The 4,355-nt window shown below is 41.9% G+C and carries 7 protein-coding genes; 4 read left to right on the top strand and 3 right to left on the bottom strand.

What is annotated here, in order from left to right; genetic code table 11:
* Nucleotides 1-72 precede the first annotated feature (72 nt).
* Nucleotides 73-288 carry a prevent-host-death protein gene (locus QT974_RS18310; RefSeq protein WP_333469864.1) on the bottom strand — a complete coding sequence of 72 codons (216 nt, stop codon included), beginning with the start codon at nucleotides 286-288 and terminating at the stop codon, nucleotides 73-75.
* Nucleotides 289-570: 282 nt separating this feature from the next.
* On the opposite strand from QT974_RS18310, the gene QT974_RS18305 reads away from it, so the two are divergent.
* From QT974_RS18305 to QT974_RS18295, 3 genes are read left to right on the top strand one after another with little or no spacing between them, the layout of a single operon-like run.
* Nucleotides 571-813 (top strand): YgiT-type zinc finger protein, encoded by a 243-nt coding sequence (locus QT974_RS18305; protein ID WP_333469863.1) that lies wholly within the window; start codon nucleotides 571-573, stop codon nucleotides 811-813.
* 17 nt (nucleotides 814-830) lie between these two features.
* Nucleotides 831-1,313 carry a type II toxin-antitoxin system HicB family antitoxin gene (locus tag QT974_RS18300; RefSeq protein WP_333469862.1) on the top strand — a complete coding sequence of 161 codons (483 nt, stop codon included), beginning with the start codon at nucleotides 831-833 and terminating at the stop codon, nucleotides 1,311-1,313.
* The gene (locus tag QT974_RS18295) at nucleotides 1,300-1,482 is read left to right on the top strand and encodes a hypothetical protein (protein WP_333469861.1); all 183 of its coding nucleotides are present in this window, start codon (nucleotides 1,300-1,302) and stop codon (nucleotides 1,480-1,482) included. Before QT974_RS18300 ends, QT974_RS18295 begins: the two co-directional genes overlap by 14 nt.
* A 71-nt stretch (nucleotides 1,483-1,553) precedes the next feature.
* Here the strand turns inward: QT974_RS18295 and QT974_RS18290 are convergent, their stop codons facing one another.
* Together QT974_RS18290 and QT974_RS18285 are read right to left on the bottom strand one after the other, a co-directional pair.
* A complete protein-coding gene (locus QT974_RS18290; protein WP_333469860.1) occupies nucleotides 1,554-1,721 on the bottom strand; it encodes a hypothetical protein in 168 nt (55 codons plus the stop codon).
* 330 nt (nucleotides 1,722-2,051) lie between these two features.
* Nucleotides 2,052-3,530 carry a bifunctional orotidine-5'-phosphate decarboxylase/orotate phosphoribosyltransferase gene (locus QT974_RS18285; RefSeq protein WP_333469859.1) on the bottom strand — a complete coding sequence of 493 codons (1,479 nt, stop codon included), beginning with the start codon at nucleotides 3,528-3,530 and terminating at the stop codon, nucleotides 2,052-2,054.
* A gap of 129 nt (nucleotides 3,531-3,659) precedes the next feature.
* Here QT974_RS18285 and QT974_RS18280 point away from each other — a divergent pair, with 129 nt between their 5' ends.
* On the top strand, nucleotides 3,660-4,049 hold the full coding sequence (locus QT974_RS18280; protein WP_333469858.1) for a pentapeptide repeat-containing protein: 390 nt from the start codon (nucleotides 3,660-3,662) through the stop codon (nucleotides 4,047-4,049).
* The last annotated feature ends 306 nt before the right edge of the window (nucleotides 4,050-4,355 follow it).

Raw genomic sequence — 4,355 nt, 5'->3', positions numbered from 1 at the left:
GGGTGTGTCGCCTCGAAAATTCGTCAACAAAAATCGACAATCTCATAGCTCCGCACCTTACAAAATACCCGATCAAATAAATGTTGGCGTAGTTAAATCTTCAAAATATTTTACTTTCCCCCGCATATCCTTAAATAATTCTTCAGTTGAAAGAGACTTTTCATACTGAGAAATTATCACAACTGGTTTATTCCCATCCATCACTAAAATTTCTTCGCCTTCAATCTCGACAAGTTGCAATAATTCGAGTAATTGAGCTGACAATTGACTTTTGTCAACGGTTTTCATAGGACAATAATTTGTGTTGTGTTAAAACTCAATTATATCTCAATACGGTTCACTTAGCAAAGGATGTCATTGCACTTCGGGAAAGCAATCGCAGGGACTATGAGGCTTTTGAGTTAAAGGAGGTGCGGGGCGAGCAATTCTTTTTTTCCTGATTAACTTTTACCCAATCGTACCTCATCTTTATGAGAAAAGCTATACTTAATCTATGGTGAAAGCTTTAGAGGCGATTTATCTGCCAGATGCAAATCGATGGATTAATTGGATACAAAGGAGAAATTAACAATGCTATCTGTAGAAAAATGCCCAATTTGCGGCGGTGAAATAGTTATCAAAGAAGTCGATAAACTTTTACGGGGCGGCAAGCATACTGCTATCTTAAAAGTATCCGCTGAAGTTTGCCTAAGCTGTGGAGAACGGTTGTACTCTGTGGAAATAGTTAGGAAATTTGCCAAAATTAGACAGCAGCTACAGCGAGAAGAGACTCAAGAATTTCAAGCGATGGGGCAATCTTTTCGAGTTGGCTAAGTTATACAATAAAAAGAATGAAAAACTTAACTCAATTAACCCAGCTTGAATTAGTGCTCCTTGAATTAGTAGCTAGAGGTCAAGGAAATTGCAATTGGTACCAACTCGCAAAGCAACTTTCCTGTCGAGATGTACCGCGAGAACCTGACATGATGGTTGTCTTAAAAAAGCTGGCTGCTGATGGCTTGGTTAAACGATATATCGAAACAGGTTCGCCGCGCGACAGATGGGAATTGACAGCGGAAGGGTCAATTTTGCTGACAGACGCAACCGCAAATCGGCAGCGCGAAATTATGCGTTATGCAATTGCGATTGAAAAAGCCAACAGCAATTATTCTGCTTACGTTCTAGATTTACCGGGATGTGTGGCAACAGGTACAACTCTCGAAGAGGTAGAACAGCAAATTAAAGAAGCAATAGTCTTGCACTTGGAAGAGTTGCGACAAGCTGGTTCGTCTATTCCTGAACCGAGGACTTTGTGCAAATATGTTGAAGTTTAACTTAGAAACCAATTTTGTAGTTTGCATTAACAATCAAGATTATCCAGCATTCTTGGAAGTGCGAAAAATCTATCAGGTGATACCGGATAATCGCGCTGCGGAACATCAATATATCCGAGTTATTGATGAATCAGGCGAAGATTATTTGTATCCAGCGTTACAGTCGTAGGGTGTGTCGCCTCGAAAATTCGTCAACAAAAATCGACAATCTCATAGCTCCGCAACTTACAAAATACCCGATCAAATAAATGTTGGCGTAGTTAAGTCTTCAAAATATTTTACTTTCCCGCGCATATCCTTAAATAATTGTTCAGTTGAAAGAGACTTTTCATACTGAGAAATTCTCACAACTAATTTATTCCCATCCATCACTAAAATCTCTTGGGTTTCAATCTCTACAAGTTGCAATAATTCGAGTAATTGAGCGGTAAATTGACTTCGATCAACGGTTTTGAGAGGACAATGATTTGTGTTGTGTAAAAAGTCTACTATATCTCAATAGGATTCACCGAGCAAAGTGAAGTAGGGTGCGTCAGAAGCATGAGATTTTCGCTAAGTCACAATTTCGCTACTGACACGGAATAAATGGTGCCGCTGAATAAGATTGCGAGTGATAATTGAGGAATTTAACACTCCGCACCCTAGCACTATGAAAAATAGATGCGGAGATTGCTTCAAACAATCTTAAGTGAACCGCATTGTTGCGTAAAACACTATTCTTCTGTCAAGAATAGGGGTTTAATTTTCGGCTGTTAACATATTAAATTGCTCGGTATCAATGCGGTTTGCTTGATACAAAGTTTGAGCGATTTCGGAAAGCGCTAGCACGGAATGTGCGCGATAACCGTTGGCTTGCAATTTATGTTTAACTCCTTGTTCGTGGTCGATTAATACTACAATATCTTCCACGTTCAACCCAGCAGATTTGAGTTTGTCGGCACCTTCCATCACGCTTTTGCCACTAATCAAAATATCATCGACTACCACAATCGTTTCTCCCGGCTGAAAATGCCCTTCGATTAATTTACCTGCGCCGTAAGTTTTCACTTCTTTTCGCGGAAAAATCATCGGCCTTTCCATGCGCAATGCTAAACCCGTTGCTGTGGGTAAAGAACCGTAGGGAATTCCCGCAATGCGATCGAATTTTAAGTCTTTGAGAATGTCTGCGTAGGCGCTGACAATTTGATGGAAAATTTGCGGAGTTGAGATGATTTTGCGCAAGTCTATGTAATATGGAAATACGGCGCCGGATGCTTGTACGTGGTCGCCAAATACTACGCAGCCAATGTCATAAAGTTGCAAGATTAAATCGCGGTTTGGTTCCGGTTGCAAAAAGCAGACATCCGGTAGCCACAATTCGCAAGTCGGACTTCCTGCGATCGCCCTCTGCCTCTCTTGATTAATATTATCCCGCAATTTCTCAATTTCTCGGCGAGGTTCTGGGTGCGCCAATAACCTTGGAGGAACTGGCAGCAATAAACCCTCACCATTCTTGCTTAAACCGGCCGCCAGCAGTTGTACGAGGTCGTTTTCTTGTGTCAAGTCATTTTCTGCCCCAATATCTCCTTCAACTAAAATCAGTCGTTCGGGAGCAGCTAGGCGGATTCGCGCTAACATATCCGGCATTACTCCTACTTCTAAACCCAGCTTTTCGGGAGTTCCCCAAGTCTGAGACACTCGGACTAATTGCAAGTAGAAAGGGTTTTCTGCTGTCGGATATTCTTGCAAAGGCGGCGCTGATGGATTGGCCGTGGCACAGAGGACAAAAACTGTTTTTCCGGGATATAATAAAAATGGCGCTACTTCGTCGAATCCGGCATAGGGACTTAGAGTAATCGCGTCAAATTGCCAGTCTTGAAATACGGTTTTGGCAAAGACGGTACTGCTGTTTAAATCGCTGTGTTTGGCATCTAAAATTACAGGCAGGTGCTGGGGAATAATTGTTAATATTTGTTGCAGCAGTTGCCAGCCGGGAATGCCGAGAGATTGATAAAAACCGAGGGTGATTTTGCAGGCGCAGATTAAATCGGCTGTTTGCTCGATCGCGCTTTTGAGCCTTGACAACAAATCAGTTACAAAAGTTTGAGTTTGCTCGACTGTCATCGAAACCAATGAGGGTATGGTTTCTGGGTCGGGGTCGAGAGCTAAATACAGCAGGCTTTGATTGCTTTCAACAGCGGCTAACAGTTTATCGAAAAAGTTAGTTTTATTGCTCATGTTTTGTGAGGGAGGTAAAGGATAATTACAAACTTGTATCTGGAAGAGGGATTGGTATTGTGCCGGAATGAGCCGATCGCCGTTGAAGTTTAAATTCAGAATCTTTTATAATTGTAGAAGGTAAAGACCATGAAATCTGTAACTTTGGGAGCAGTTTCATTCGTGGCAATATTCGGGTTAGCTACCGCGGTGATTGCAGCCAACCCGCAGGAAATCAACCAGTTGCGACAAACTAACCAATGTCCGGGATGCGATTTGAGAAGCATTCCCCTTCAGCAAGCGAGTTTAGCAAATGCGGATTTGAAAGGGGCGGATTTAAGAGGGTCAAATCTCAGGGAAGCTAATTTATCCGGGGCAAATTTGAGCGGGGCTTTTCTCAGTGGAGCTTCTTTGCGACAAGCTAATTTAGCAGGTGCTGATTTGAGTCGTGCAAATTTAATCGGGGCAGATTTGACCGGGGCAAATTTGGAAAATGCTAAGCTGAAAGGGGCTACTTGGATTGATGGCAGTATTAAATAAGCTGTTGTACACTTAAACTTAACTTTTGGGCAGCGCGGAAACCTACCGCACAATAGTTAAAACAAAATAAGTGTACAATAAATAAAACCCGAAGCTAAAGCAATGTAGGTCTGAAAATGTGGATAGTAAGTAAATCCATTTAATTAAACGTGAAATACGGATAGCTCTCAAGCTTGCTGTGTATGTCTTCTTCCTTCTTCATGAAATCCGTTACATCTTGTACATTGCTCGTTGCTGAACTTCCTTCTACTTACAGCCTTTCTCAAAAAAGTGAGGTATGCCCGCTAATCTTATGCCCGGCGCAAG

The organism is Microcoleus sp. BM001215392 (genome assembly GCF_036700185.1).
Taxonomy (GTDB): Bacteria; Cyanobacteriota; Cyanobacteriia; order Cyanobacteriales; family Microcoleaceae; genus Microcoleus.
This window is presented reverse-complemented; position numbering and strand designations above follow the sequence as displayed.

Excerpts from the sequence above, each read along its gene's own strand:
- QT974_RS18310 (WP_333469864.1), bottom strand. The coding sequence starts at position 288 with ATGAAAACCGTTGACAAAAGTCAATTGTCAGCTCAATTACTCGAATTA.
- QT974_RS18305 (WP_333469863.1), top strand. The coding sequence starts at position 571 with ATGCTATCTGTAGAAAAATGCCCAATTTGCGGCGGTGAAATAGTTATC.
- QT974_RS18300 (WP_333469862.1), top strand. The coding sequence starts at position 831 with ATGAAAAACTTAACTCAATTAACCCAGCTTGAATTAGTGCTCCTTGAA.
- QT974_RS18295 (WP_333469861.1), top strand. The coding sequence starts at position 1,300 with ATGTTGAAGTTTAACTTAGAAACCAATTTTGTAGTTTGCATTAACAAT.
- QT974_RS18285 (WP_333469859.1), bottom strand. The coding sequence starts at position 3,530 with ATGAGCAATAAAACTAACTTTTTCGATAAACTGTTAGCCGCTGTTGAA.
- QT974_RS18280 (WP_333469858.1), top strand. The coding sequence starts at position 3,660 with ATGAAATCTGTAACTTTGGGAGCAGTTTCATTCGTGGCAATATTCGGG.